The following is a 24183-nucleotide window of genomic DNA, read 5'->3' as shown; positions in this document are numbered from 1 at the left end:
TCAGCCGACCGGCACCCCCGACTCCAGGTAGAGCGCCGCCCCGCGCTCGCGCGCCCGCAGGGCCCAGCGCAGCCGTTCGTAGCGCACGGGCGGCAGCAGATCGGCGGCCTCCTGCTCGGTGACGAAGCGCCAGTCGCGCAGTTCGGGCCCCGGCAGCAGCAGTTGCCGGGCGGCCTCGGTGTCCAGACGGCCGCCGTCGAAGAGGAGTCGCAGGCCGCCGAAGCCGGGGGGCGCGGGCGACTCCCAGTCGACGACGAGCAGCGGGGGCACCTCCTCCAGCGTGATGCCGGTCTCCTCGACGACCTCGCGCATGCCCGCCCGCGCGGGGGCCTCGCCGGATTCGACGACGCCTCCGGGGAACTCCCATCCGGCCTTGTAGGTGGGGTCGACGAGCAGCACCCGGTCCTGCTCGTCGAAGAGGAGTACTCCCGCGGCGACGGTCTCGGCGGTGGGTTCGGGGGTCTGCACGATGTCGCTCACGGGCGCGTCCCCGGTGCGGACGGCGTCGGCGATGCGCAGGGCGGTGTCGTACGGCGTGAGCGCGCTGTTGTCCACGGGATGGGCGTCGGCGGTGAGCCAGGAGGCGAGCGCGGCACGGTAGGCCTCGATGTGGTCGTAGGACCACTGGCGCACGCGCATCTCACCGTCGGGCAGGTCCGGGGGCACCTCGCGCCCGGCTATTCGCTCGCGCAGGATCGTTTCCGCCGGGGCGAGGAGCACATGCCGTACGGGGATCCGGCGCGCGGCGAGGCCGCCGAAGATCTCGTCGCGGTACTCCTGGCGGAGCAGGGTCATCGGAACCACGAGGACACCGCCCAGCTCGGCGAGCATGGCGGCCGCGGTGTCGACCACGAGGCGTCGCCAGCTCGGCAGGTCCTGGAAGTCGCCGACCTCGGCGAGGCGTTTGGGCGGCAGCAGGTGCGTGAGTGCGCCTCCGATGACCTCGGGGTCGAAGAGCGTGCTGTTCGGGATCAGCTCGATCAGCTCCCGTGCGGTGGTGGTCTTTCCCGCACCGAACGCACCGTTGATCCAGACGATCACGATTCCCCCTCTTCTGTTGGCCCCCTGTGGCTTGCCCGCTCCACCCTGCCACGGAAACCAGGCCCTGATGAGGGAGCCGGCACGACGACGCCGGTGACCCGTCGCACAGGTCACCGGCGTCACGGTGTCGAACCCTTCCGGTCCGTCGTCGCGACCGTCCTCAGCCCTTGTGACCGCCCGGCGCCCTGTCGTCGACGGCCGGGCCCTCGCTGCCGATCGCGTGGTCGACGGTGCTGAGGGCGTCACCGACATGCAGATCACTGAGGGCGTCCCCGTCGAGGGCATGGGACGGGGTGATCGCCGCGACGACGAATCCGGTGGCGAGGGAGGCGATGGCGAGCATGCTGCGCTTCTTCATGCCCCCTTCAACTGACACAACCGGGCCGGGGTCACGCACGCATCCGCGAGAGTCGCGCCCCGCGCCTCAACGCACCCTGGCAGCGACGGGCTCGGTCGCGCGGACCGGTGCGCTGTCGGCAGGCTCCGTCGCGCCGACCGGTACGCCGCCGTCGGCAGACTCGGCCGCGCGGACCCGTACGCCGTCGGCAGACTCGGCCGCGCGGACCGGTTTGCCGGCCGTGATCGCCGACGACACGTCGTCGTCCCCGTGTCCCAGCGCCACGGCGCGGCTCCAGCGCCGTAGCAGCGCCTCGGTGAGGGGTACGGCGATGTCCTGGTCGTCGGCCGCCTGGAGGGCGAGCGCCGCGTCCTTGCGGGCGTGGCGCAGCGGGAAGCCGGGGGTGAAGTCGCCCTTGACCATCGCGTGCGCCTTGTCCACGGCGTACGGCGACTGAAGCGCGGTGGAGCCGATGGTGTCCGCGACCAGGTCCGGATCCAGGCCGAGCGCCGTGGACAGGTCGACGGTCTCGGCCATTCCCTCCACCAGTACGGCGAGCCAGTTGTTCAGGACGAGCTTGAGCCGACTGCCGTCGCCCGCGCGGTCGAGCCACACGGTCCGGCGGCCCACGGCCTCGAAGACGGGGCACACCCGCTCACCCAGGGCCCGGTCCCCGGAGGCGAGGACGAGCAGCTCTCCGCGTTCGGCGGGCAGCGAGCTGCCGGAGACGGGCGCGTCCACGTAACCGACATGCCCCTCGGCGAGGTCGGACAGGCGGCGCGCCCAGGGCACGCCGACCGTGCTCATCTGGATCCACACCGCCTCTGCCGAGAGTACGGTCAGGGCGCCCTGTTCCCCCGTCATCACGTCGGCCACGGCCTGACCGTCGGCCAGCATCGTCAGCACGATGTCGGCGCCTGCCGCCGCTTCCGCCGGCGTGGACGCGAGGTGCGCGCCCTCGGCGGCCAGCGGCTCGGCCTTCCCGGCCGTGCGGTTCCACACCCGTACCTCGAATCCGGCGCGGAGCAGATTGCGGGTTATGGGCGTGCCCATGATTCCGGTGCCGAGCACGGCGATCTTCATGGCGTTGGTGTCCATCAAACGGTCTCCGGGGACGGGCCGGCGACCGGAGTGGCCGCCGTCATGATGGCGTCGATGTCCTTCAGGTCGGCCTCGGCGAGCGTGAGGTCCGCCGCCGCGAGGCTCTCGTCGACGTGGTCGGCGCGCCGGGTGCCGACGATGGCCACCTGCACGCCGGGCTGGGCCAGGGTCCAGGCGATGGCCAGCTGGCTGACCGTCGCCCCCAGCTCGCCGGCGAACTCCTCCACCTCCCTTACGACGAGCAGGTTGCGACGGTACGCCTCACCCCGGAACACGCTGCTCTTGCTGCGCCAGTCGTCGTCGGCGAAGACCGTGTCCTCGTCGAGCGCCCCGGTCAGCAGGCCGTGCGCGAGCGGGCCGTAGACGAGCACGCCGATGTCGTGGCGCCGGGTGTAGGGCAGGACCGTGTCCTCGATCTCGCGCCGGAAGAGGTGGTACGGCGGCTGCAGCGTCTCCACCGGCAGGGTCCGGGAGAACTCGGCCATCTGCCCGGCGTCGTAGTTGGACACGCCCACGTGCCGGATCTTGCCGGCCTCGAGCAGCTCCCGCAGCGCGCCCGCGGTCTCGGCGACCGGAACCTTCGGATCCGGCCAGTGCATCTGGTAGAGATCGATGTGGTCGACACCCAGCGCGGTCAGGCTGGCGTCCACGCCCTCGCGCAGCGCCTGCGGGCTGGCGTCACGGGCGACACCGGTGTCGGTCCTGCGCAGTCCGCCCTTGGTGGCGATCACCAACTCGTCCCGGTTGCCGCGCAGTTCGTCACGCAGGGCGTCGCCCAGCAGTCGCTCCGACGCGCCGAAGCCGTACGCCTGAGCGGTGTCGAAGAAGGTGACACCGAGTTCGCGCGCCCGGCGGATCGCGGCCTTCGCCTCGTCCTCGGCGAAGCCGCCCCAGTCCCCGCCCAGTTGCCAGGTGCCGAAGGCGATGCGGGACACCTTCAGGTTGGTCATTCCCAGTGTGGTCATTCGCATGGCGATCCTCCGATCGAAACTGAACGTTTCGTTCACTATCGGGTGAACGAATGGCTAGGTGTCCGGAATTCCGGATTTCTTCCCTAATCTCTTTTTTATGTAGCTATGTATATGTAGAAATAGGATTCTGGACCTGAGTCCGGCGTAGGCGCAGGGAATGGGCTCGGGTCAGCGGGCCAGGCCGCTCAGCGCGGCCCTGACGATGTCGTCCGCCGCCGTCTCGTCCAGTGGCGCGTGCCCGGCGACCAGCCGGTACATCGTGGGACCGAAGAGCAGGTCGAGGGCCACCTCGGGGTCGACGTCCTCGCGCAGCTCCCCCCGCGCGACGCCACGGTCCCAGATGACCCGCACCAACGCCCGCCGGGGGGCGATCAGCCGCTCGCGCAGCTCCGCGGCCACCGCCGGGTCGTTCTGCGCCTCCGCCACCAACTGGGCGAAGATCCGGCCGTCGGGGCTCGCGGAGAACCGCATCATGCCGCGCACGGCGAGCCGGAAGTCCTCGAAGGACGAGCCGGTGTCCGGGTCGGGCGACTCGGCGTACATCCGGGAAAGGAATGCCTCGACCGCGACGGCGTACTTGTTCGGCCACCACTTGTAGATCGTCGCCTTGCTCACCCCGCTCAGGGCGGCGATCCGGTCGGTCGTCGTCGCACGCAGGCCGCCCTGCCTCAGCAGCTCGGTGCACGCGCTCAGGACGGCGCCGCGCGCCTGCTCGCTGCGCGGGCGACCGGCTCTCGGGGACTGATCCGGCATCGTCTCTCCTCCCCTCGGGTGGTCGCGCACCGTCCGGCTTCGCCGGTGGCACGTCCTGGTGGCACAGACATCACTGCCGGCCCTCACAGGCGTCACGTCCCGTCCGCGCCGACATCGCCGTCGGTCGGCGCAGGCGTCACTGCCCGCCCCATCCAACACCGGGCCGAGCCCTGGCGGCCGCCTCCCACAGCCGGCCTGCGCCGGGTTGGGCCGACCGAGGGCCGTGTGGCGGCGGGCCTCAGGCGCCTTCCGCGCGGCGGCGTGTGAGCACCGCGACGACGGCGAGCAGGGCGACCACGACCCCCGTGAACCAGGTCGTCGCGGTGGTCACCGTGGTGTAGCGGCTGGCGACTCCGAGACCGACGGGAAGCAGGGCAAGGCCCAGGTAGGACACCAAGAACAGGCCGGCCAGGGCCTCGCCGCGCCGCGCGGGAGCGGCCATGGCGGCGACGGATCCGACGGCGGACTTGAACAGCACCCCGGCGCCGACGCCGGCGGCGATCCCGGCGAGGAGGAATACGGGGAGGTTGGCGATGTGCATGCCGACGGTCAGGGCGACCACTCCGGCGCCCTGGGCGAACAGTCCGATGTTCCGGCGCGCCGGGGCGCCGAGCCGGCCGCAGAGGGTCTGGGCCGCCACGGCGGCGCCGAACACGGTGAACACGATCAGCCCGGCCAGCGCGCGGGACGGGTGATGCAGGGTGCCACCGACGAACCCGGGAACCAGGGAGGTGAACAGTCCGAAGACCGCGAGGGACGCGAAGCCCGCGGCTGCCGCGCCGATGTATCCGGCGCGGTCTCCGTGGTCGGCGCTGACGCGCTGCGGCCGGTACGAGGGCCTGACGTCCGGCTTCTCGACCGTCTCCGGTACGAGGACGAGGACGGCGGCGCTCAGCAGCAGGAGGCCGGCGAAGACGACGTAGGGCAGACGCAGCGGCGCGCCGAAGTACTGGGCGAGGAGGCCGGCGACGAGCGGGCCCAGGCCGAGGCCGCCGATGTTCGCCGCCGTCGACACGATCTCGAACCGCTGCGCCGAAGCGCCGGGCCGCTGTGCCGTGTGCAGGTCGTGCAGATACGCGGTGGCGGTCGCGGTGAGCATGCCGACGCCGAGACCGGTGACCAGCCGGGCGACCAGGAGCACCGGCAGCGCCGGCGTGGCCAGGAACAGCACGGCGGCAATCAGCTCGAGCGCCAGCGCCGCGGCCAGCACCTTCCTGCGGCCGATCCAGTCCGAGACATGCCCGGCCAACAGCAGACTGACGAGCACGCCTACGGCGTAGACGCCGAACACCACCGTGACCGTGAACGTGGAGAAGCCGTCCCGCGCCTGATACAGCGGGTAGAGCGGCGTCGGGACGGTGGAGAACGCCATGGCCGTGACGAACACCGCGGCAACGGTCCAGAACCCGCCCACGTGCCGACTGCTGGGTCGCGGGGCGTCCGCCACCCGGGCGTCTTCGGTGGGCGCGGGACGCGTGCGCGTGATCGATGACATCGACATGGGAGCACTCCGATCCGTGGCGGTGGATCCCGGCGGCGACATCGCCGCCTACTGATCCCAACCCGTGCACGCCGCGAGGCGTTCCTCATCGGGGGAGATGATGAGAGATGACGGTCATCTCGACATGAGATGACCGCCGGCGGCGGCCCTGGCTTCGCCCCATCACGGCGCACCAGCCGCACGTAGTCCTCGGCGGCAGATGTCAGGCCGGCTCAGTCGAGGGCGAACGGGTCCTGGGACGTCCGCCACCTTTCTTCCCGGAACAGCCCTTCCGGCGCGGGGGCGAGCAGCAGCGGCTCGTTGTTCCGGTGGCCGTCGACGCAGTGGGCGAACGGCCCTGTGACGGGGTCCGACAGGGCACGCAGATGCGGCTCGAAGTGGTTGATCCACCAGCTCGACATTCCCAGGCCGGCGTCCCAGCGCAACGCCTCCCAGGCACGCCACAAAGCGTCCAGCCGGGAGAGCGCCACAGGGTGACGAAACCACTGCGGGCACCATACTTGCCCGGATTCGGGGGTGGGACTGGGGACGAAATAGGCCAACCGGTCGGTGACGAATTCGCCGACATTCGCGTACCACAGTTCTGCCGGGCGGCCGGCGAACTCCTCGTCCCGACGGATCTCCTCGGCCGACTCATCCCGCCGGATCTCCTCGGCCGACTCGTCCCGCCGGATCTCCTCGGCCGACTCATCCCGCTCCTCGTCGGGGGGTGGTGATGTCATGGCGTCATGCTCCTCTTCGCAGCTGTACGTCCGTGGCCTCGGCGTGGCGGCCGAGGCGGTCCAGAACCGTCGCGAGCCTGCTGACGGCCCATCTCAAATCGGCCTGCCTGCTCGGGTCCTGGTCCACCATGCGCCGGTAGAGGCGGACGGCCCGCCGCGCCGGTTCCACCGCACGGACGGCCCGGCGCCCGTCGTGCCGGCCACACAGGCTCAGCGTCCCGGCCAGTCGGCAGAGGAACCATGCGATCTGGTCCGGTGGTTCGCCGGGGCGACCGGCCAGCGCCTGGCAGGCCTCCTCCGCCTGACGGGCGGTGCGCCAGGCCGCGGCTTCGTCCCCCGCCATGGCCCGCCCGTCGGCCAGCCGCAGGAGTGCGTGGCAGAGGGGCTGCTCGTGGCCGGCCCGGTCCGCGATGATCAGCCGGCGCCGAAGGCGCACCTCGTGCTCCGAGATATGGACGGCGTCGCGGAAGCGGCTCGTCTTCAGCAGCGCACGGCTCAGCTCCGCGCAGGTGTTGGCCAGGTCCTCCTCATGAGTCGCGTCGCGGGCCGACAGCTCCATGCGCAGCTCATACGCCTCCCGCAGTGGGGGAACCGCCCGGTCGGCCGTCGCCCAGGACGTCGCATAGCTGCTGCCGAGGTCATGCAGACAGGAGGCCAGCCCCTCACGTCCTTCCTCGTCGGCGTCGGAGAGCCGGCGGTAGAGGGGCAGCGCCTGACGGAGCAAGATGCGCACCGCGACGTGCCGGTCGTGCTTCCAGTAGAGGTCGGAGCCATCGTGGAGGCTGGTGGCATACCCCTGTGTGTAGAGGCTGGGGGCGTACTCACTGAGGCGGCGCCAGATGGCAAAGCCCTGGTTCTGGGCGGCGAGCGCGTCCGTCGGGCGGCCCAGGACGTCGTAGGAGCGGGCGAGATTGAGAGCGGTTCGGGACTGAGACTGCTGGTCGCTCGCGCTGAGCGGCAGCTTTGCGCACGCGTAGATCTCGAGCGCCTCCCTGAAAGGCTCCACCGCCGCCTGGTGGTCGCCGCCACGCGCGTGGAAGGTGGCGAGCATGCTGACCGAATGGGCCAGGGCGGACTCGCCGGTCCCGTACGGATCGCGCGCCAGAGCCCGGCGATGCTTGATGGCCTCTCCGATGAACTCCCGCGCCGCGTCGTCGTCCCCCTCGTCGGAGTACTCACAGGCGAGGTTGTGCAGCAGCTGCGCCAGGGTGGAGCGGTGGACCGCGGGCAGATCCCCGGCCAGCGGGCACAGCAGCTCGATCGCCTCCCGTTCCAGCGCCATGGACTCGCCGCTTGGCCGTGAGGCGGCGTAGTAGTCGACCGCCAGACCCATCAAAGCGCGCGCGAGGTCGGCGGAATAGGCGTCGCGGTTCTCTCTCGCCAACTGGCGGGAGGTCTCGACCGCCTCCTCGCTCAGCGACAACGACTCCGCATTACGACGCAGGCGCCAGAGGTTCGTACCTCGTGCCACCAGCGCCTTGGGGAGCAGGAGCGGGTCCAGGTCGGGGTGTACGGCCACCAGTTCGCGGGCGCGCCGGACGGCCTCGTCCGTGTGGTCGTCGGACCTGGCGATCTGGTCGAAGGGAATGGCGCTCGGGTCGAGCTGCCAGACCACATGTGACTGGTTGATGAGGGCCCGCACCAGGCCGCTCTCACGTTTCTCCCCCTCCTCGCCGCCCGCGGCCGTCAGCGCGCGGAAGAGGCCCAGCGCCTGAGCGCCGACGCGGTGTGCCTCCATCAGGCGTCCGGTCATGCGCAAGGCGTGCGACAGCACCCGCAGCGAGTCGGCCCAGTCCGCGCGGTGCGTCATCGCGCTCTCGTCCGCCAGCCGCTCGCGGAGCGCCGCCGCATCGCCGGCCGCCTCCCGGGCGTCCTCCCAGTCGCCGACCGCCAGGTGCCGCTCGGCCAGGTTGTGCAGCGCCCACGCGCGGTCGCGGAGCGCCTGCGGGTCGTCGCCCGTGGCGCGGCACAGCCCGCTCAGTTCGCGGGCGACGTCGAGGGCGTACTCGCGCAGCACATGGGACTGGTCCGGCAGTGTGTCGGAGTGTGCGCGCAGCATGGCGGCGGTCAGGGGCGCGTCGGCGGGCGCGGAGCGCAGCGCTTCGCGCAGCCGGTCGATGACGATGTGCGCCCAGCGCGTGCGGTCCTCGTTGGCGTGCGCCACGGCAGAGCGTGCCAGCACGGTGAGGGTCTGCGCGCGCTGGTGGTCAGGGGCCCTGGCGAACAGTCTCCCGAGCAGCCCCGCGTCGCGGATGATCTGTTCGGAAGCGTGGTACTCGGCCAGCCGGTCCGGCTCCAGTTGGCCCCAGTAGCGGTCCTCGGACGACGGATACAGGTCGCGCAGCCAGTCGGCGATCTCCGAGATCAGCCACGGCGGTTCATCGGGCAGCAGCCGGGCGATGGTCCCCCGGGCCTCCCGCTCCTCCTGCGCGGGACACAGCACGGCCGCCGCCACCGCCTGCGCGAGCAGGTTCCTTTCCCGCCGCCCCATACCCCGCTCGTCGGCGGTGTCCAGCCAGTACCTCTTCTCGTGCCTCAGAAGTTCGGCCTCCAGGGCGTCACCGCCGGTCGATCCCTCGTCCTGCTGGGGGATCCGAACGTGGCGCAGCAGCGTGACCAGGGCCGCCATCTGCACGGTCAGTGCCGTCTCGGCCCCCGGGCCCGCTCCGGGGCGGGTGGCCGGGACGGCGTCCGCGAGCACGGGCCAGTCGATGTCCCCGTCGCCGGCCGCCTCCGCCAGGCGGCGGGAGAAGTCACGGGCCGCCGTCCGGAACGCGTGCTCCCGGTCCGCGACACCGGGGCTGAGCGCGTGCAGCCTGATCTCGCGGAGGGCGCCGGTCGCCCTGTCCTGCCAGGAGCCGAGCGAGCGGGCGAGCAGCAGCAGGCGCACCGGATGTCCGGCCTGCTCGGTCTGCTCCCGCAGCTTCCTGACCAAGTCGGGCCGGGTCTCGGCGTAGTCGACGACCAACAGCAGCGGGTGCTGGAGGGCGCGCAGCACGTGCAGGTCGCCCGGCTCGCGGACCACCTGGCCGGCGACCCAGCCGCGATCCCGCAGCCGCGCCATCAGCTGCCGTGCCAGCCGGGTCTTGCCCTGCCCACCCGGGGCGGTGAGTACGCGGACTGCGGGCAGGCCGTCCGGATCCGTCAAGCACCACCGCTCCAGGTGCTCGAGCGTGTCCTGTCTGCCGTGGAACGAGACCACCTCGGCGTCGGCCCGCAGCAGCATGGTGGGGGAGGCCACCTCCCGTTTGGGCGGCGCCGGCTCCAACAGGCGGGCGAGCTCGGCCGGTTCGGGCTGCGGGTCGACCGAGGTCGCTTCGCGGACCACCGCCCGGAAGTCGTCACAGCTCAGCAGGTCCTCGCTGCGGGTGTACGTCAGCCGCGTGCCCTGCCGTGGCCGACGGTCCGCTCGCACCACGCCGAGCAGCAGCTGCTCGCCGGACAGGAAGACGGCCGCGCCGGACATCCCGGACCACTGGGTGGTCTTCGCGGCGGTCTCCTCGTCGAGCCCCGCGATATCGAAGTCCAGCAGTCCGGTGGCATCGTGGATCTCGAAGGGCGCGCCGCCGTGCGGCCTGATCCGGCCGATCAACAGCTCCGCGTTCCGGCGCGCGGTCGTCTTCTGCTGCCTCGGGAATCCCAAGGCGGCGACCTGAATTTCGGAGCCGCCCGTCACACACCGGCCCCAGCGCTGCGGGCGACGGCCGAGGGCGCCGCGCAGCCGTTCGGGCGTCGACCAGTGCGGGTCGTCGGCCGGGATCTCCAACAGAGCGGCGTCCACGGTGTCGTCATAGCGTCGCCACCGCACCTTCGCGGAAGACGGCTCGGACGACCCCGGGAGGGACACGGTGATCCCCCCTTGCACGTCCCGCGGCGACAGCAGATGCGCGGCGGTCAGGACGAGCCGCGGCGCGATCAGATAGCCGCTGCCGAAGCCTGGGCCGCGAACCTGGACGACCTGCTGTGTCTGCATGAGCCCGCCCCCCCGGCCAGCTTGACTTACTCGACGTCGCCCACGGTCACGTCTCCGCCGCCGTGACGTTCCGGGTTGAGGCGCAGGGTCACACGCTGGGTGGACCGTGCCGAGCGCTCCCGGTGGGCGTCGGCCTCCACGACGCCGAACCGCAGCTTCCCGCCGCCGTTCCTGGTCCGCACCAGCTCGATCTCGAACTCCGCGGTGATCTCGCCCAGCACAAAGCGCAGTGCGGAGCCCTGGCCGCGGTGCTGTGCCTCCGACAGCTGGGCTCGCAACACCTCAATGGCGTCAGCGAGGTCCAGCCAGTCCTCGTCATGCCCACCGCTCGTCATGCCCCGCCTTCCGTCACCACGTCATCGTGCGTAGACATCGTAGTGTCCCAGGACGGCCATGCACTCGCGGAACTGGCGTACGGCGCCCTGGTAGTTGTACGGGGCGGAGCGGCTTCTCTGCGGCTTCTCCGGGTCTCTGCGCTCTTCATGGCGGAGGCCGACGGGCGGGGCGGACGGGCGGGGAGGACGCCCTCCGCTGCCTGGACGGGCCGGCCGGGCGGCCAGTCGCGGGATTGTGCCGCGGTGCCGGTGTGCCCGGCGCCGAGGCGTGGCTTGTTTGGTGTTCCTGACGTCTTGTGAGGGCCCGGCTAAGGTCCCGCTCCGGCACTGAAGTGTCCTTTGGCGGGCGAAAGGGGCGGCGGGGTGGCGGCTATGGGTCGTGAGGGTGCGGCGAGGGCTGAGGTGGCGGCGCGCCGTTACTACGAGACCGGTGATGTCGATGCCTTCTATGCCGCGGTGTGGGGCGGTCAGGACATTCACACCGGTGTCTACGTCCACGGGAACGAGTCGGTGGCGGTCGCGTCCCGCCGGACGGTCGAGTTGGCGGCGTCGAAGGTCGCCGGCCGTCTCGGTCCTGGGTGCACGGTGCTGGATCTGGGCTCCGGGTACGGCGGCCCGGCCCGCTACCTGGCCGGCAAGTTCGGCTGCAAGGTGGTGGCGCTGAACATCAGCGAGTCGCAGAACGAGCGGCACCGGCAGGCCAATGCCGAACAGGGCCTGGACGGGCTCATCGAGGTCGTCGCCGGCTCTTTCCAGGACATCCCGTACCCGGCCGGGTCCTTCGACGTCGTGTGGTCACAGGAGGCTTTCTGTCATAGCGGTGACCGCACCCAGCTTCTGGGCGAGGCGGTTCGCGTTCTGAAAACGCGGGGAGAGTTGGTCTTCACCGATCTGATGGCGGCCGACGCGGCCCCCGCTGACGCGCTGCGCGCTGCGGTGGCCCGTCTTGAGGTGGACGGGTTCGCCACGCCTGCCTTCTACCGTCAGACCATCGCCGGACTCGGTCTGACCCGGATCGACTTCGATGACCGCAGCGATCAGATGCTCACCCACTACCTGCGCCTCACCGAGGAGACCGGGCAGCGGGCGAGGGAACTCGCCGGTGTGATCAGCCCCGCCTATCTGCAGGGTCTGCTCCAGAACCTGCCGCTGTGGGTGGAAGCCTGCCGGAAGGGGCTCACGAGCTGGGGAATCTTCCACTGCCGCCGCTCCTGAGAGCCGTCCGCCGACGACCGGCCGGACACCGAGGCGGGCATGGGACCGGACTGCCGCCCGTTCCGCGCGGGCGACGTCTCCTTCCACGCGGCGGCCCGCCTCCACTCAGCCGGCCCGAACCACTCCACCACCCCGCGCCGGGACAGCTCGCCCTCTCCCCGCTCAACCCGATCGTGGGCACAGCGCCGCGGACGTAGGAAGGCCGGTTGTGGGGTGTCGGAGTGAGGCTGCTGACGGTGGAGCCGCGACGCCGAGATTCCGCCTGGCCACCTAGGGACGCCGCTTGGAGTGGGGCGGATGCTCTTGTGCTGTGTGGCGGCCCGGCCGATCGGGCTGCTGGGGGCGGCTCGGCACTGTCATGAGTGTTCGGTGGTAGCCGGCGCCGAACGGCTCACCGACGGGTCGGCCTTCGGCTTCCACCCAGGCGTGGGCGCCAAACGGTGCTGTGCGTACACCGGTGCGCCAGTCGGGCCAGGCTCCGCCCAGGCGGCACAGGAGTGCGGTCGCCACCGAACGCTGCAGGCAGCCTTCGCCCGCGCAGCGCACACTAATCGCGACGACGGTCCCCCGGGCCGCGAGGGCCTGCTCCGTGCTGGCGGGGGCGGCGCCGCGTCGCACAAGTGAGAGAACCTGGCGGATGCGCCGGGGCGACAGCAGGATGAGCAGCCGGGCCGTCGCGACGGCAAGGAGCGCCGCCAGTCGGCGGGTTGGGGGAGGTGTTCCTGGGTGTCCGGGGCAGGAAGCCGGTTCATGTGGATGTGACCAGGCGGGCTGCGCTCAGGCGGCCGATGAGTGAGGCAACGTCGTCGCGGGCCTCGTCCGCGGCGAGGGCGGGGTGGCGTTTCGCGTGGCCCGCCCGTACCTGTGTCACGACCCTGCGACGGGCGGGCACGGTTCGACCACATGTGGTCTAGCGTATTCCGCCTGTACTGGCACCACTCGGGGGGGAATCTGTGCGTACCCGCATGATCAGCGCCATCCTGCTCACAGTCGCAGTCGGTGGCGTCGTCGCCTGCCAGCCGACCGGAAACGCCAAGACCACCGGCACCGCGGCGTCGACCGGCACGGGGGCGGCGAAGGACGACAGACCCGCCGCGAAGAAGGCGGTGCCGAACTTCGTCGGCATGGGCCTCCAGTCCGCACAGGACGCCGCCCAGGCTGCGGGCTTCTACGACCTCAAGTCGCATGACTCGCTGGGTCGGGACCGTATGCAGGCGTTCGACCGGAACTGGAAGGTGTGCAGCCAGAACGTGAGGGCCGGCTCGTCGCAGCCGACGGATACGACGCTGGACTTCGGTGCGGTGAAACTGGAAGAGATGTGCCCGGCGAAGGATGAGGCGGCCCCGTCGGCTGCCGGCGGGAAGATGCCGGACTTCGCGGGCAAGTCGGTGAAGGCCGCGCGCGGTGCGCTCGACTCGGGGACGTCGCTCACCGTCAAGGACGCCTCCGACGAGGACCGTTGGGTGCTCGTCGAGAGCAACTGGAAGGTGTGCTCGCAGGCGCCGGCTGCCGGTGTCACCCTCAACGGTCAGCCGGTGACGTTGAAGGCGGACAAGTTCGAGGAGCCCTGCCCGTGACGAGGAGCCACATCGCAAGCTCAACCCTGGGGGGAATCATGCGCGTTCGTGCAACCGCGGCCACGGCTGCTCTGCTTCTGGCCGCCCTGACCGCATGCGGTGGCGGCGGCGACAAGGCTGATCCGAAGTCGCCGGACAAGGCGGTCTCGGCCGGCAAGACGAAGGACAAGAAGGACAAGAACGTCGACTGCACGGACGAGAGCCTCAGTCAGGCGGACTGGATGGCGTACTGCTCCGACGAGGCTGGGACGGGCGGGGACGGGGCCGCGGGCAAGGCGACGGGGCTCACGTTCGGCGAGTCGTACACGTGGCCGGACGGGCTGAAGGTGACGGTCGTCGATGCCAAGACGTGGACGACGTTCACCGACGCGGACTTCGCGACGGACGACCCGAAGACGACCGAGTTCCGGGTACGGCTGAAGCTGACCAACACCGGCAAGCAGCCGGTCAAGCTGGACGAGCTCTCGACGATCATCGAGGGTGCGACGAACGGCGGCGAGGCCGACACCACCGAGTTCCAGACCGGGCTCGCCCCGCTGGAAGGACGCCTCGCCCCCGGTGTCACGACGGTGAAGACGAACGACAACAGCCTGGACACGAAGTACGGCAAGAAGATCATTGTCACCGTGCAGCGGTCGAGCGACAACCTCGACTTGGGCTTCCCTGAGTTCAGCGGAGACATCGCGGGCTGACGGCGAACCGCGACAGCGAGACGCCCCCCAGCCCGAAGTCTGCGGGGGCGCTGTTGATCTCCGCGAATTCGTCCCGGTTCTCCTGGCGCTTCACGCGCTCCGCCGACCGCGCGGCACCTTGGATTCTCTCTCGGGGTTCGGTTTCGCTCCCCTCACCCCTTCGTCGACCCCAGCGTCAGCCCCGCGATGAAGTGCCGCTGGAGCAGGAGGAACACCAGGATGGTGGGCAGGGCCACCAGTACCGAGCCCGCGGCCAGCAGGTTGTAGTCGGTGAAGAACTGGCCGCGGAGGTTGTTCAGCGATGACGTGATCGGGAGCTTGTCGGGGTTGGAGATGAAGATCAGGGCCCAGAGGAAGTCGTTGTAGATCCAGGTGAACTCGAGCGTGGCCAGGGCCGCCAGGGCGGGGCGGCACAGCGGGAGCGTGATGCGCCAGAACTGGGCCCAGACGCCCGCACCGTCGACGATGGCCGCCTCCAGGATCTCCTGCGGCAGCGTGCGCATGAAGTTGGCCAGCACGAAGACGCAGAAGCCCAGCTGGAAGCCGATGTTGACGATGATGACGGCCCAGTAGGAGTCGTACATCGTGAGCGAGTCGGACATCCACCACGGCAGCGGGACCTTGTTGAACAGGACGTACAGCGGGGTGACGATCACCTGTTGGGGCAGCAGATTGCCCGCCGTGAAGAACATCAGCAGGACCAGGCCGCCGCGCAGTTTCAGGCGGGAGACCGCGAAGGCGACGAAGGAGGCCAGGAAGAGGGTGATCAGTACGCCGGGTACGGCGATCAGCAGCGTGTTGGTGAAGTACTTGCCCATGCCGGACTCGGTGTAGGCCCGGCGGTAGTACCCGAAGGACAGGTGCTCGGGGAACGAGAAGTAGCCGTGCTGTGCCGTGTCCTCGTACGGGCGCAGTGAGGCGTAGACGGCGAGCAGGAGGGGCGCGAGGAAGGCCAGGGAGACGCCCATCAGGAAGATGTGCACCCCCCAACGACCGCGTCGAGCTCGGGGCTTGGGAGCGTCGACGGGGGTGGCGGCCCGTCGCGTGGGCGCGCCGGCGCGGAGATCTGCTGTCATCGGTCGCGCGCACCTCGCAGCTCTTGGACCAGGAACGTCACGATGAACCCCAGAGAGACGGTGAGCAGGACGACCGCGATCGCGGAGCCGAATCCGATGCGGCTGGCCTCGCCGACGATGTTGTCCGTGATGAGGACCGAGAGAAGTTCCAGGCCGTTGCGGCCCTTGTTGACCGCGTAGACGATGTCGAAGGCGCGCAGCGCCTCGATGACCGTGATCACGCCGACGATGACGTTGACCGGGCGCAGGGTCGGGAAGACGACGCGGAAGAACGTCTGCCGCTCGTTGGCACCGTCGATCGCGGCGGCTTCCTTCAGCTGCGGGTCGACGGACTTGAGCCCGGCGAGGTAGAGGATCATGACGTAGCCCGTGTGCCGCCAGCTCGCCGCGATCATCATCATCCAGAGGTTGAGGTGCGAGTCGCCGAGCCAGTCGATCGGGTTGTCGTGGTTGTTCAGGATCGTGTTGACGACGCCCTGGTCGGTGCCCAGGATCAGCTGGGCGATGAAGCCGACGATGGCGAGCGAGAGCACGACCGGCAGGTAGATCACGGATTGGTAGAACCGGCTGAAGCGCACGCCGCGGTCGATGAGCACCGCGAGGAACAGCCCGAACGGGGTGGCGATCAGGCCGAGGAACAGCAGCCACAGGACGTTGTGGCGGACGGCCGGCCAGAAGACCGGGTAGTTCTCGACCATGTTCTTGTAGTTGTCGCCGCCGACCCAGTGGATGTCGCCGACGCCGTCCCAGGAGGTGAAGGACAGTCCGATGGAGGCCAGCGTCGGGCCCCAGATGATGACGATGTCGAGCAGGATCGGGATGCCGAGGAGCACGCCGAGGACGACGACGTCGCGGCGGGTGAACCGCCGCAGCCGCTGTCGTCCAGCGCGCCGCGGGTTGGTGAGCGCCACGGAACGTCTTCCCCCAGGTTCAGCCGACGGGCGACGAGAAGATGGTCTTCTTCTGTCGTTCGATGCTGTTGCAGAGACCGTCGACGTCCTTCGGATTTCCGATGAAGTCCTGGATCGCCTTGATCATCACGGTCGAGGCGAAGTCGGGCCGGGTGTCGCGGTCCATGAACTGTGAGATCTGTTTGGCGCCGGAGACGAGCTGGGCCGATTTCTTCTGCAGGGCGGTGTATTGGGAGGTGTCGGCGCCGTCGTTGACCGCCACGTTGTTGGGGTCGAGGGCGAGGTAGGTGTCCTCGGCCTTGGGCGTGCCGAGCCATTTCAGCAGGGCTTTGGCGCCGTCGAGGTTCTTCGACTTCTTGGCGACGAGGAAGCCGTCGATGGGCGCCTCCACGGCGTCCTGCGCGTACTGCGGGTCGATCTCGGGGAAGGCGAAGAAGTCGATGTCGTCGCGTTCACTCGCGGGGAACTGGGTGCCGGGGTGCGGCATTCCGAAGACCGCCATGCCCGTCTTGCGTTGCTGGAGGCTCTGCCCGGCCTCCTCCCAGGTGCGGCCGAGGGCGCCCTTCTGGTAGTACGGCATGAGTTCGCGCCAGGTGTCGAAGACGTTCTTGACCTTGGTGTCGGTCCACGCCTCCTTGCCCGCCATCAGGGACTTGTGGAAGTCGTATCCGTTCAGGCGCATGTTGATGTAGTCGAAGGTGCCCATCGCCGGCCAGCCGTCCTTGTCGCAGAAGGCGACCGGTGTGCCGTCCTTGGACATCTTCTTGGCGAGCGCGATGAACTCGTCCCAGGTCTTGGGCTGTTGGTACCCCTTGCTCTGGAAGAGGCTCTTCCGGTGGAAGACGGCCCACGGGTAGTAGTAATAGGGCACGAAGTACTGCTTGCCCGCGTGCGTGGACTGTTCCTTCAGCGCGTCGGAGAATCCGCTGAAGCCGCTCCACACGTCACTGATCTCGTGCAGGAGCCCCTTCTCCGCGAAATACTGCATGCGATATCCGGCGAACCACATGAAGACGTCGTCGGGCGTGCCCTGGAGATAGCGGTTGATGTTCTCCTGGAAGTCGTTGTGGTCCTTGGTGTTGACCTTGACCTTCTTGCCGGACGACTTCTCGTACGCGGCGAAGGCCGCCGCGAAGGCCTTTTTGGGGACCGGGTCCGAGGCGTTGGACCCCACGGTGACTTCGTTCTTGTTTCCACCGGGTCCGTTGCCGCAGGCGGAGAGCAGGGCGGGAAGCGTGACCGTGCCGGCCCCAAGGGCCGCACCACGCAAGAGATTTCGCCGGGACATCCGATGTCCTGACACGCCTCCGGGCACGATAAGCCCTTTCGACGATGACTGTGCCATGTCCCCCTCCTCGGGGTGCCACCCAACACAACCGAACGCGAGGCTTGGATCTCACTCCCAAGTGGGAGTGCCGTCAAGGGTTCCGACGAGATATCGAACAACCGTTACCACTTCTCTTCCAACATAGTTGGACAGGTCCTACCGTAAACGCGCACCGTTGACGTGGGCATGAAGACATCCCACCTTTAGCGTGTTCGGAGGAACGTAACGATGCGTCACCCTCACACCCGCACGACCCGCCGAAGAGTCCTCGGAGCGCTCACCGCGGCCCTGTTGTGTACGGTCGGCCTCACCGCGCCGGCCCTGGCCGCCCCCACCGACGAGCCGGCCTCCCCCGCTCCCGCCGATGAGCCGGCCTCCCCCGCCCTGGCCGACGGCCTCGCGCTCACTCCGCCGATGGGCTTCAACAACTGGAACTCCACCGGTTGCGGCGCGGACTTCAACGAGGCCATGGTCAAGGGCATCGCCGACCTGTTCGTGGCGAAGGGACTCAAGGACGCGGGGTACCAGTACGTCAACCTCGACGACTGCTGGGCGCTGCCCGCACGCGACGCGAACGGAAAGTTGGTGCCGGACCCCGCGCGATTCCCTGGCGGAATCAAGGCAGTCGCCGACTACGTCCACTCCAAGGGCCTCAAGCTCGGCATCTACACCAGCGCGGGCACGAAGACCTGCAACGACGCGGGGTTCCCGGGCGCGCTCGGCCACGAGTACAGCGACGCCCGGCAGTTCGCGGACTGGGGAGTCGACTACCTCAAGTACGACAACTGCAACAACCAGGGCGTGGACGCCAAGCTGCGCTACACGACCATGCGTGACGCTCTGAAGGCGACGGGGCGGCCGATCGTCTACAGCCTCTGCGAATGGGGGGAGAACAAACCCTGGCAATGGGCGTCGGACGTCGGACATCTGTGGCGCACGACCGGGGACATCAGCGACAGTTGGGGCTCGATGCTGTCGATCCTCAAGCAGAACCTGCCCCTCACCCCGTACGCCGGTCCGGGGCACTGGAACGACCCGGACATGCTGGAGGTCGGCAACGGCGGCATGACCGACACCGAGTACCGCTCGCACTTCTCGATGTGGTCGATCATGGCGGCACCCCTGCTCATCGGCTCCGACCTGCGCAAGGCCTCTGCGGCCACCTTCGACATCCTGGACAACAAGGAGGTCATCGCGGTCGACCAGGACCCGCTGGGCAAGCAGGGCGCGGTGCTCTCCTCGGAAGGCGGCCGGTGGGTCGCCGCCAAGGAGATGAGGGACGGCAGCAGGGCGGTGGCGCTGTTCAACGAGAGGGGCAGCGCACAGCGGATCGCCACGACCGCGCGGGCCGTGGGACTGCCCGCCGCGCAGGCGTACACGCTGCGAGATCTGTGGCGGCACAGGAGCTACAACACCGCGGGCACCATCGCGGCGACCGTTCCCGCACACAACACCATCCTCGTACGGGTCTCGGCCGACACCAGGTGGGCCAAGAACCCACCGGCGGTGGAACTCGGCCTGGACGGCGGCTCATTGGTCGAGGCGGGCAAGGCGGTGTCGCTGACGTCGACGGCGACCGACCGAGGCCGTACGCCGGCACAGCGCGTCGCCGTCTCGCTGACCGGGCCCGCGGGCTGGAAGGTCGAGGCGAACTCGCCGACCACCAGCGGCGCGCTGCCGACGGGCAGGGCGTTGCGTACGCGGTGGACGGTCACCGCACCCAAGGGCACGGCCACGGGTTCGTACGACCTGACACTGAAGGCGGCCTACCGCTCACCGACCGGCGTACGCGCCGAGAGCGTTCTGCCGCTGGCGGCGTCCGTGGTGGTGGCACCGCCCTCGGGAAGCTCCTACCTCGGTGACCTGCCGTGGCTGTCGACGACCAACGGTTGGGGGCCGGTCGAGCGCAACACCAGCAACGGTGAAAGCGGCGCGGGCGACGGTCATCCGATCACTGTCGGCGGTGTCGTGTACGCCAAGGGGCTGGGCGTGCACGCCGAGAGCGCCGTCGAGTACTACACCGGGAAGGCGTGCGAGACGGTCACCGCGGACGTCGGTGTCGACGACGAGAAGGACGCCTATGGCACCGTCGCCTTCGAGATCTGGGCAGACGGCACCAAGGTCGCCTCGACCGGGGTCCTCACCACCGCGATGCCGGCACAGCCGATCTCGGCCGATGTGACCGGCGCCGAGGTGGTCCGGCTGGTCGTCACCGACGGCGGCGACGGAATCAACTCGGATCACGCGGACTGGGCGGACGCGAAGCTCAGCTGCTGAAGCCGGACAGGGGGCCACAACCGTCGGCCTCAGCCACTCACCCCGGCGGCGGTCGCGCTCGGCTTCCGGCTGAGCGCGGCCGCCGCCGCGCCGACCAGACCGGCGTCCGTGCCCATCAGCGCGGGCGCCACGGTCAGGCGCTGCACGAAGGACAAGGTGGCGTACTCCCGCAGCGCGGCCCGCAGCGGCGTGAACAGGACGTCGCCCGCCTTGCCCACGCCCCCGCCGACGACGGCGATGTCGATCTCGACGAGGGTCGCGGTCGCCGCGATGCCCGCCGCGAGCGCCTGCGCGGCCCGTTCGAAGGAGGCCACGGCCACCGGGTCGCCCGCGCGGGCGGCCTCGGCCACCGCCGCGGCCGAGGTGTCGCCGTCGGGACCGGGCTGCCAGCCACGCTCCAGTGCGCGACGCGCGATGTTCGGGCCGCTCGCGATGCGCTCGACGCAGCCGCGGGAGCCGCACGGACAGAGGTCGCCGTCCAGATCGACGCTGATGTGGCCGATGTGGCCCGCGTTGCCGGTGGGGCCGGGGTGCAGCTGTCCGTTGAGGACGAGTCCGCCGCCGACACCGGTGGACACGACCATGCACAGCGCGTTGTCGTGACCGCGCGCGGCACCCTGCCAGTGCTCCGCCGCCGTAATGGCCACGCCATCGCCGATCAGCTCGACGGGCAGCCCCGAGGTGGCCTTGCGCACCCGCTCGACCAGCGGGTACTCGCGCCAGCCCGGCACGTTCACCGGGCTCACCGTGCCCGCCGAGGCGTCCACCGGGCCCGCGCTGCCGATGCCCACGGTCCGCGCCCCGCTCCACAGCGGGGAGACCGTCAGCTCGCTGATCACGTCCTCGACGGCCCGCATCACGGTGTCGCCGTCCTCCTGCGCGGGCGTCGCACGCTGCGCGCGCAGCAGGATCCGGCCGTGGCCGTCCACCAGCGCTCCGGCGATCTTGGTGCCGCCGATGTCGAGCGCGGCCACGAGGTCGGTGTGCATCAGTGTCAGATCTCCCAAGGCGGTGTCGTACGGGCCCGCCGCGCTGCGGGCCCGGGTCCCCGGCCGGGGACTGGGCAGGATTGAGCCCCGTCGATCATCACAAGGCAGGCGCCGTGCGTCGACGGGGACCACGCGCCCTTGGGGGAAGGCGCAGGCCGGAGATTGCGGTGGACAGTCTCTCCCGCATCTGACAACGTTGTCCAGGCTCTATGCTCGACGCCACATCCTCATACAACCCTACGGACCGACGCATCCCGTGGACGACAGGACAGGACAGCACATCGTGGCCGAGACCGCCCGCCGCTCCGAGAACCGCTACGGAAACCGTCCGACCATGAAGGACGTGGCGGCGCGTGCCGGAGTCGGCCTGAAGACGGTCTCGCGGGTGGTCAACGGCGAGCCCGGGGTCACCCCGGACACCGAGCGCCGCGTCCAGGAGGCCATCGACGCCCTCGGCTTCCGCCGCAACGACAGCGCGCGGGTGCTCCGCAAGGGCCGCACCGCGAGCATCGGCCTCGTCCTGGAGGACCTCGCGGACCCCTTCTACGGGCCGCTGAGCCGCTCGGTGGAGGAGGTCGCCAGGGCACACGGCGCCCTGCTGATCAACGGTTCCAGCGCCGAGGACCCGGACCGCGAGCAGGAGCTGGTCCTCGCCCTGTGCGCGCGCCGCGTGGACGGACTCGTCATCATCCCGGCCGGTGACGACCACCGCTATCTGGAGCCCGAGATAAAGGCGGGCGTCGCCACGGTGTTCGTGGACCGCCCGGCCGGAAGGATCGACGCCGACGTCGTCCTGTCGGACAGCTTCGGCGGTGCACGCGACGGTGTCGCCCATCTCATCGCGCACGGCCACCGCCGGATCGGCTTCATCGGCGACATGCCCCGCATCCACACCGCCGCCGAGCGCCTGCGCGGCTACCGCGCCGCCATGGAGGACGCCGGCATACCGGTCGAGGACGCCTGGATGTCCCTCGGCGTCACCGACCCGCAGCGGGTGCGCAAGGCGGCCGAGGACATGCTGTCCGGCCCCGAACCCGTCACCGCGGTCTTCGCCGGCAACAACCGGGTCACCGTCACGGTCGTCCGCGTCATCGCCGAACGCGGCCGCCCCGTTGCCCTCGTCGGCTTCGACGACCTGGAACTCGCCGACCTCCTCCAGCCCGGCGTGACCGTCGTCGCCCAGGACGCCGCCGCCCTCGGCCGCACCGCCGCCGAACGCCTCTTCCGCCAGCTCGACGGCTCCCTCGTCACCCCGGAACGCATCGAACTCCCGACAAGGCTGATCACCCGCGGATCGGGAGAACTGCCTCCCTACGACTAGCCCATGGGCGCCCGGGCCCTCGTGCACCCGTAGCGCTCGGCCGCGCCGAGGCGTCACGCGATCACCTGTCGGGGTGTCCGGGCGTATGGCCCAAGGAGTCCGGACTCCGGGACGCGGAGCGGCTGTTGCCCCTGAGACTCCGGGATTTCGAGGGCCGGGTCTCCGAGCTCGGCGTCGGCTCCGCCGTCCGCCCCCGCCAACTCCCGCGCAAGATGGCGGAGTACGAGGTGTCCGCACCCGCGTCGAAGCGGTCCCGAGCGCAGAACTCCTCAGGCGGCCGCCCGACGATGTCCCGTCGGCGGTCGTTGCGTCGTGAAAGTGCGGGCCACGGGTGGCTGGTCGCGCCCACGCGGCGGGGTTGTCCGAGCAAGGTGTACGAGGAGGGGGCTCCCCGGTGATCACCGGGGCGCCCCCTCCCAGCCACACAGTGGCACAGCGCCACGCCCCCCACGGGGCGCTTTCTACTTGCCCGAGATCGTCAGGTCCCCCCGCCGCGGGCTCGCGAAGCCCTCCAGGTCCGCCCGCTTCAGGCCCGTGACCCCGGCGACCTCCGCGATGTCCAGGGCGCCGCAGTCCAGGCCGCGCAGGAGGTAGCCGCTGAGGGCCTTGGCGGTGGCGGGCTCGTCCATGACGTCGCCGCCGGCCTGGTTGGCGTAGCGGGAGAGGCGGGCGGCGGCCTGCTCGAAGCCCTCGCGGTAGAAGGCGAAGACGGCCGCGTAGCGGGTGGGGATGTGGCCGGGGTGCATGTCCCAGCCCTGGTAGTAGGCGCGGGCCAGGGCGCGGCGGGTGAGGCCGTAGTGCAGGCGCCAGGCGTCGTGGACCTTCTCGGTCGTGCCGATCGGCAGGACGTTGGTGGAGCCGTCGGAGACACGGACCCCGGTGCCGGCGGCGGCGACCTGCATGATCGCCTTGGCGTGGTCGGCTGCGGGGTGGTCGCTGGCCTGGTAGGCGGCGGAGACGCCGAGGCAGGCGCTGTAGTCGAAGGTGCCGTAGTGCAGACCGGTGGCACGGCCCTCGGCGGCCTGGATCATGCGGGCGACGGTCGCGGTGCCGTCGGCGGCGAGGATGGACTGGCTGGTCTCGATCTGGATCTCGAAGCCGATCCGGCCGGGCTCCAGACCGCGCGCCTTCTCGAACTCCTCCAGGAGCCGGACCATCGCGGTGACCTGCTCCGCGTACGTCACCTTCGGCAGCGTCAGGACGAGCCCCTCGGGCAGGCCGCCGGCCTCCATCAGGCCGGTGAGGAAGATGTCGAGGGTGCGGATGCCGCGGTCGCGTACCGGAGCCTCCATGCACTTCATGCGGATGCCCATGTACGGAGCCGCCGTGCCGTTCTCGTACGCCTCCGCGATCAGCCGGGCCGCGCGCGCCGCCGCCTCGTCCTCCTCGGCGTCCGGGCGCGGGCCGTAGCCGTCCTCGAAGTCGACGCGCAGGTCCTCGATGGGTTCGCGCTCCAGCTTGGCCCGTACGCGGTCGTAGATGGGCCCGGCGAGCTCGTCGCCGAGACCGAGGACGGCGGCGAAGGAGGCGGCGTCCGGGGCGTGCTGGTCGAGGGCGGCGAGCGCCTGGTCACCCCAGGAGCGGATGGTGTCGGCGGCGAACACGTCGCCGGGGACGTACACGGTGTGCACGGGCTGCCGGGTGCCGGGGTCTCCGGGGTAGCGGCGCTCCAGCTCGGCGTCGACCGGGGCGAGGGAGGCGCTGATCTCCTCGCTGACGGCGCCCGCGAGGCTCGTCGCCACCTTCTCCTGCTGACCCTGACCCATCCCACACCCTCCACTTTTCCGCAGTACGGAATCAACAATCCGTAGAATGAAGTTATCTGGGGAACTTCCCGCCGGTCAACACCCTCTTGGATCGCGGGACACCCCGTTGCCCCGGCGCGTTCGCTCCCGTCTCCGTTCCTTCTTCCACACTGCGGTCGCCCTCCCTCATCCTGACGCGGGGCCGATCGACACGTACTCCTCGAACGGGCACTTCCCGATCGATCCTCTGATCGTGCGGGCGACGCCGGCCCTGGGGTGCGGAGCCAGTGCCCCTGCGCGGGGCGCCCCTGAACGCGGG

Annotated in this window: 20 protein-coding genes; 5 read left to right on the top strand and 15 right to left on the bottom strand. The window is 70.3% G+C overall.

Going from position 1 to position 24183, the window contains the following annotated elements; all coding sequences use genetic code 11:
• The 9 genes from ACFVXA_RS19090 to ACFVXA_RS19050 all read right to left on the bottom strand — a co-directional run bounded on the left by ACFVXA_RS19090 (window position 1) and on the right by ACFVXA_RS19050 (window position 10734).
• Window positions 1-1044 (bottom strand): NUDIX domain-containing protein, encoded by a 1044-nt coding sequence (locus ACFVXA_RS19090; protein ID WP_390025730.1) that lies wholly within the window; start codon window positions 1042-1044, stop codon window positions 1-3.
• A 157-nt stretch (window positions 1045-1201) separates the two neighbouring features.
• On the bottom strand, window positions 1202-1399 hold the full coding sequence (locus tag ACFVXA_RS19085) for a hypothetical protein (protein WP_362015573.1): 198 nt from the start codon (window positions 1397-1399) through the stop codon (window positions 1202-1204).
• Window positions 1400-1465: 66 nt separating this feature from the next.
• Window positions 1466-2476 carry an NAD(P)-dependent oxidoreductase gene (locus ACFVXA_RS19080; protein ID WP_390025710.1) on the bottom strand — a complete coding sequence of 337 codons (1011 nt, stop codon included), beginning with the start codon at window positions 2474-2476 and terminating at the stop codon, window positions 1466-1468.
• Window positions 2476-3444, bottom strand: a complete 969-nt coding sequence (locus tag ACFVXA_RS19075; RefSeq protein ID WP_390025708.1) for an aldo/keto reductase — start codon at window positions 3442-3444, stop codon at window positions 2476-2478. The genes ACFVXA_RS19080 and ACFVXA_RS19075 overlap by 1 nt, the downstream gene beginning before the upstream one ends.
• 174 nt (window positions 3445-3618) lie before the next feature.
• Window positions 3619-4203 (bottom strand): TetR/AcrR family transcriptional regulator, encoded by a 585-nt coding sequence (locus ACFVXA_RS19070; protein WP_383735536.1) that lies wholly within the window; start codon window positions 4201-4203, stop codon window positions 3619-3621.
• A 238-nt stretch (window positions 4204-4441) separates the two neighbouring features.
• On the bottom strand, window positions 4442-5704 hold the full coding sequence (locus ACFVXA_RS19065) for an MFS transporter (protein ID WP_383735538.1): 1263 nt from the start codon (window positions 5702-5704) through the stop codon (window positions 4442-4444).
• Window positions 5705-5916: 212 nt separating this feature from the next.
• Window positions 5917-6426, bottom strand: coding sequence for a DUF4913 domain-containing protein (locus ACFVXA_RS19060; RefSeq protein WP_389745221.1), 510 nt, complete (start codon window positions 6424-6426; stop codon window positions 5917-5919).
• Between the two features lie 4 nt (window positions 6427-6430).
• Entirely contained in the window at window positions 6431-10399 is a 3969-nt protein-coding gene (locus tag ACFVXA_RS19055) for a tetratricopeptide repeat protein (protein ID WP_390025706.1), read from the bottom strand.
• 26 nt (window positions 10400-10425) lie between these two features.
• Window positions 10426-10734, bottom strand: coding sequence for a trypco2 family protein (locus tag ACFVXA_RS19050; RefSeq protein ID WP_383735544.1), 309 nt, complete (start codon window positions 10732-10734; stop codon window positions 10426-10428).
• Between the two features lie 372 nt (window positions 10735-11106).
• Between ACFVXA_RS19050 and ACFVXA_RS19045 the strand changes: the two genes are divergently transcribed.
• Window positions 11107-11949, top strand: a complete 843-nt coding sequence (locus ACFVXA_RS19045; protein ID WP_390025704.1) for an SAM-dependent methyltransferase — start codon at window positions 11107-11109, stop codon at window positions 11947-11949.
• 270 nt (window positions 11950-12219) lie between these two features.
• Here ACFVXA_RS19045 and ACFVXA_RS19040 read toward each other — a convergent pair whose 3' ends face one another.
• Window positions 12220-12648, bottom strand: coding sequence for a lasso peptide biosynthesis B2 protein (locus ACFVXA_RS19040; protein ID WP_390025728.1), 429 nt, complete (start codon window positions 12646-12648; stop codon window positions 12220-12222).
• A gap of 266 nt (window positions 12649-12914) precedes the next feature.
• Here ACFVXA_RS19040 and ACFVXA_RS19035 point away from each other — a divergent pair, with 266 nt between their 5' ends.
• Together ACFVXA_RS19035 and ACFVXA_RS19030 are read left to right on the top strand one after the other, a co-directional pair.
• A complete protein-coding gene (locus ACFVXA_RS19035; protein ID WP_390025702.1) occupies window positions 12915-13526 on the top strand; it encodes a hypothetical protein in 612 nt (203 codons plus the stop codon).
• Between the two features lie 38 nt (window positions 13527-13564).
• Window positions 13565-14218, top strand: a complete 654-nt coding sequence (locus tag ACFVXA_RS19030) for a hypothetical protein (RefSeq protein WP_390025700.1) — start codon at window positions 13565-13567, stop codon at window positions 14216-14218.
• A 152-nt stretch (window positions 14219-14370) separates the two neighbouring features.
• Here ACFVXA_RS19030 and ACFVXA_RS19025 read toward each other — a convergent pair whose 3' ends face one another.
• Genes ACFVXA_RS19025 through ACFVXA_RS19015 form a run of 3 tightly spaced genes read right to left on the bottom strand, consistent with a single transcriptional unit; the run spans window position 14371 to window position 17493 of the window.
• Window positions 14371-15294 carry a carbohydrate ABC transporter permease gene (locus tag ACFVXA_RS19025; protein ID WP_362015539.1) on the bottom strand — a complete coding sequence of 308 codons (924 nt, stop codon included), beginning with the start codon at window positions 15292-15294 and terminating at the stop codon, window positions 14371-14373.
• On the bottom strand, window positions 15291-16205 hold the full coding sequence (locus ACFVXA_RS19020; RefSeq protein WP_390025698.1) for a carbohydrate ABC transporter permease: 915 nt from the start codon (window positions 16203-16205) through the stop codon (window positions 15291-15293). Before ACFVXA_RS19020 ends, ACFVXA_RS19025 begins: the two co-directional genes overlap by 4 nt.
• Window positions 16206-16224: 19 nt before the next feature.
• Window positions 16225-17493, bottom strand: coding sequence for an ABC transporter substrate-binding protein (locus ACFVXA_RS19015; RefSeq protein ID WP_390025696.1), 1269 nt, complete (start codon window positions 17491-17493; stop codon window positions 16225-16227).
• A 267-nt stretch (window positions 17494-17760) separates the two neighbouring features.
• Between ACFVXA_RS19015 and ACFVXA_RS19010 the strand changes: the two genes are divergently transcribed.
• Entirely contained in the window at window positions 17761-19809 is a 2049-nt protein-coding gene (locus ACFVXA_RS19010) for an NPCBM/NEW2 domain-containing protein (protein WP_390025694.1), read from the top strand.
• 29 nt (window positions 19810-19838) lie between these two features.
• Here the strand turns inward: ACFVXA_RS19010 and ACFVXA_RS19005 are convergent, their stop codons facing one another.
• On the bottom strand, window positions 19839-20798 hold the full coding sequence (locus ACFVXA_RS19005; protein WP_389463979.1) for an ROK family protein: 960 nt from the start codon (window positions 20796-20798) through the stop codon (window positions 19839-19841).
• 256 nt (window positions 20799-21054) lie between these two features.
• Between ACFVXA_RS19005 and ACFVXA_RS19000 the strand changes: the two genes are divergently transcribed.
• The gene (locus ACFVXA_RS19000) at window positions 21055-22119 is read left to right on the top strand and encodes a LacI family DNA-binding transcriptional regulator (RefSeq protein WP_383735558.1); all 1065 of its coding nucleotides are present in this window, start codon (window positions 21055-21057) and stop codon (window positions 22117-22119) included.
• A 461-nt stretch (window positions 22120-22580) separates the two neighbouring features.
• Here the strand turns inward: ACFVXA_RS19000 and ACFVXA_RS18995 are convergent, their stop codons facing one another.
• Window positions 22581-23885, bottom strand: a complete 1305-nt coding sequence (locus ACFVXA_RS18995) for a DUF6986 family protein (protein WP_384020633.1) — start codon at window positions 23883-23885, stop codon at window positions 22581-22583.
• Window positions 23886-24183 lie beyond the last annotated feature (298 nt).

The sequence above is a fragment of the Streptomyces sp. NPDC058246 genome, assembly GCF_042881985.1.
Lineage (GTDB): Bacteria > Actinomycetota > Actinomycetes > Streptomycetales > Streptomycetaceae > Streptomyces.
Note: the sequence above shows the minus strand (reverse complement) of the source record. Positions and strands in the feature narration are given on the sequence as shown.

Coding starts and splice junctions, on each gene's coding strand:
- ACFVXA_RS19085 (WP_362015573.1), bottom strand. CDS start 1,399: ATGAAGAAGCGCAGCATGCTCGCCATCGCCTCCCTCGCCACCGGATTC.
- ACFVXA_RS19080 (WP_390025710.1), bottom strand. CDS start 2,476: ATGGACACCAACGCCATGAAGATCGCCGTGCTCGGCACCGGAATCATG.
- ACFVXA_RS19075 (WP_390025708.1), bottom strand. CDS start 3,444: ATGACCACACTGGGAATGACCAACCTGAAGGTGTCCCGCATCGCCTTC.
- ACFVXA_RS19070 (WP_383735536.1), bottom strand. CDS start 4,203: ATGCCGGATCAGTCCCCGAGAGCCGGTCGCCCGCGCAGCGAGCAGGCG.
- ACFVXA_RS19065 (WP_383735538.1), bottom strand. CDS start 5,704: ATGTCGATGTCATCGATCACGCGCACGCGTCCCGCGCCCACCGAAGAC.
- ACFVXA_RS19060 (WP_389745221.1), bottom strand. CDS start 6,426: ATGACATCACCACCCCCCGACGAGGAGCGGGATGAGTCGGCCGAGGAG.
- ACFVXA_RS19055 (WP_390025706.1), bottom strand. CDS start 10,399: ATGCAGACACAGCAGGTCGTCCAGGTTCGCGGCCCAGGCTTCGGCAGC.
- ACFVXA_RS19050 (WP_383735544.1), bottom strand. CDS start 10,734: ATGACGAGCGGTGGGCATGACGAGGACTGGCTGGACCTCGCTGACGCC.
- ACFVXA_RS19045 (WP_390025704.1), top strand. CDS start 11,107: ATGGGTCGTGAGGGTGCGGCGAGGGCTGAGGTGGCGGCGCGCCGTTAC.
- ACFVXA_RS19035 (WP_390025702.1), top strand. CDS start 12,915: ATGATCAGCGCCATCCTGCTCACAGTCGCAGTCGGTGGCGTCGTCGCC.
- ACFVXA_RS19030 (WP_390025700.1), top strand. CDS start 13,565: ATGCGCGTTCGTGCAACCGCGGCCACGGCTGCTCTGCTTCTGGCCGCC.
- ACFVXA_RS19025 (WP_362015539.1), bottom strand. CDS start 15,294: ATGACAGCAGATCTCCGCGCCGGCGCGCCCACGCGACGGGCCGCCACC.
- ACFVXA_RS19015 (WP_390025696.1), bottom strand. CDS start 17,493: ATGTCCCGGCGAAATCTCTTGCGTGGTGCGGCCCTTGGGGCCGGCACG.
- ACFVXA_RS19010 (WP_390025694.1), top strand. CDS start 17,761: ATGCGTCACCCTCACACCCGCACGACCCGCCGAAGAGTCCTCGGAGCG.
- ACFVXA_RS19005 (WP_389463979.1), bottom strand. CDS start 20,798: ATGCACACCGACCTCGTGGCCGCGCTCGACATCGGCGGCACCAAGATC.
- ACFVXA_RS18995 (WP_384020633.1), bottom strand. CDS start 23,885: ATGGGTCAGGGTCAGCAGGAGAAGGTGGCGACGAGCCTCGCGGGCGCC.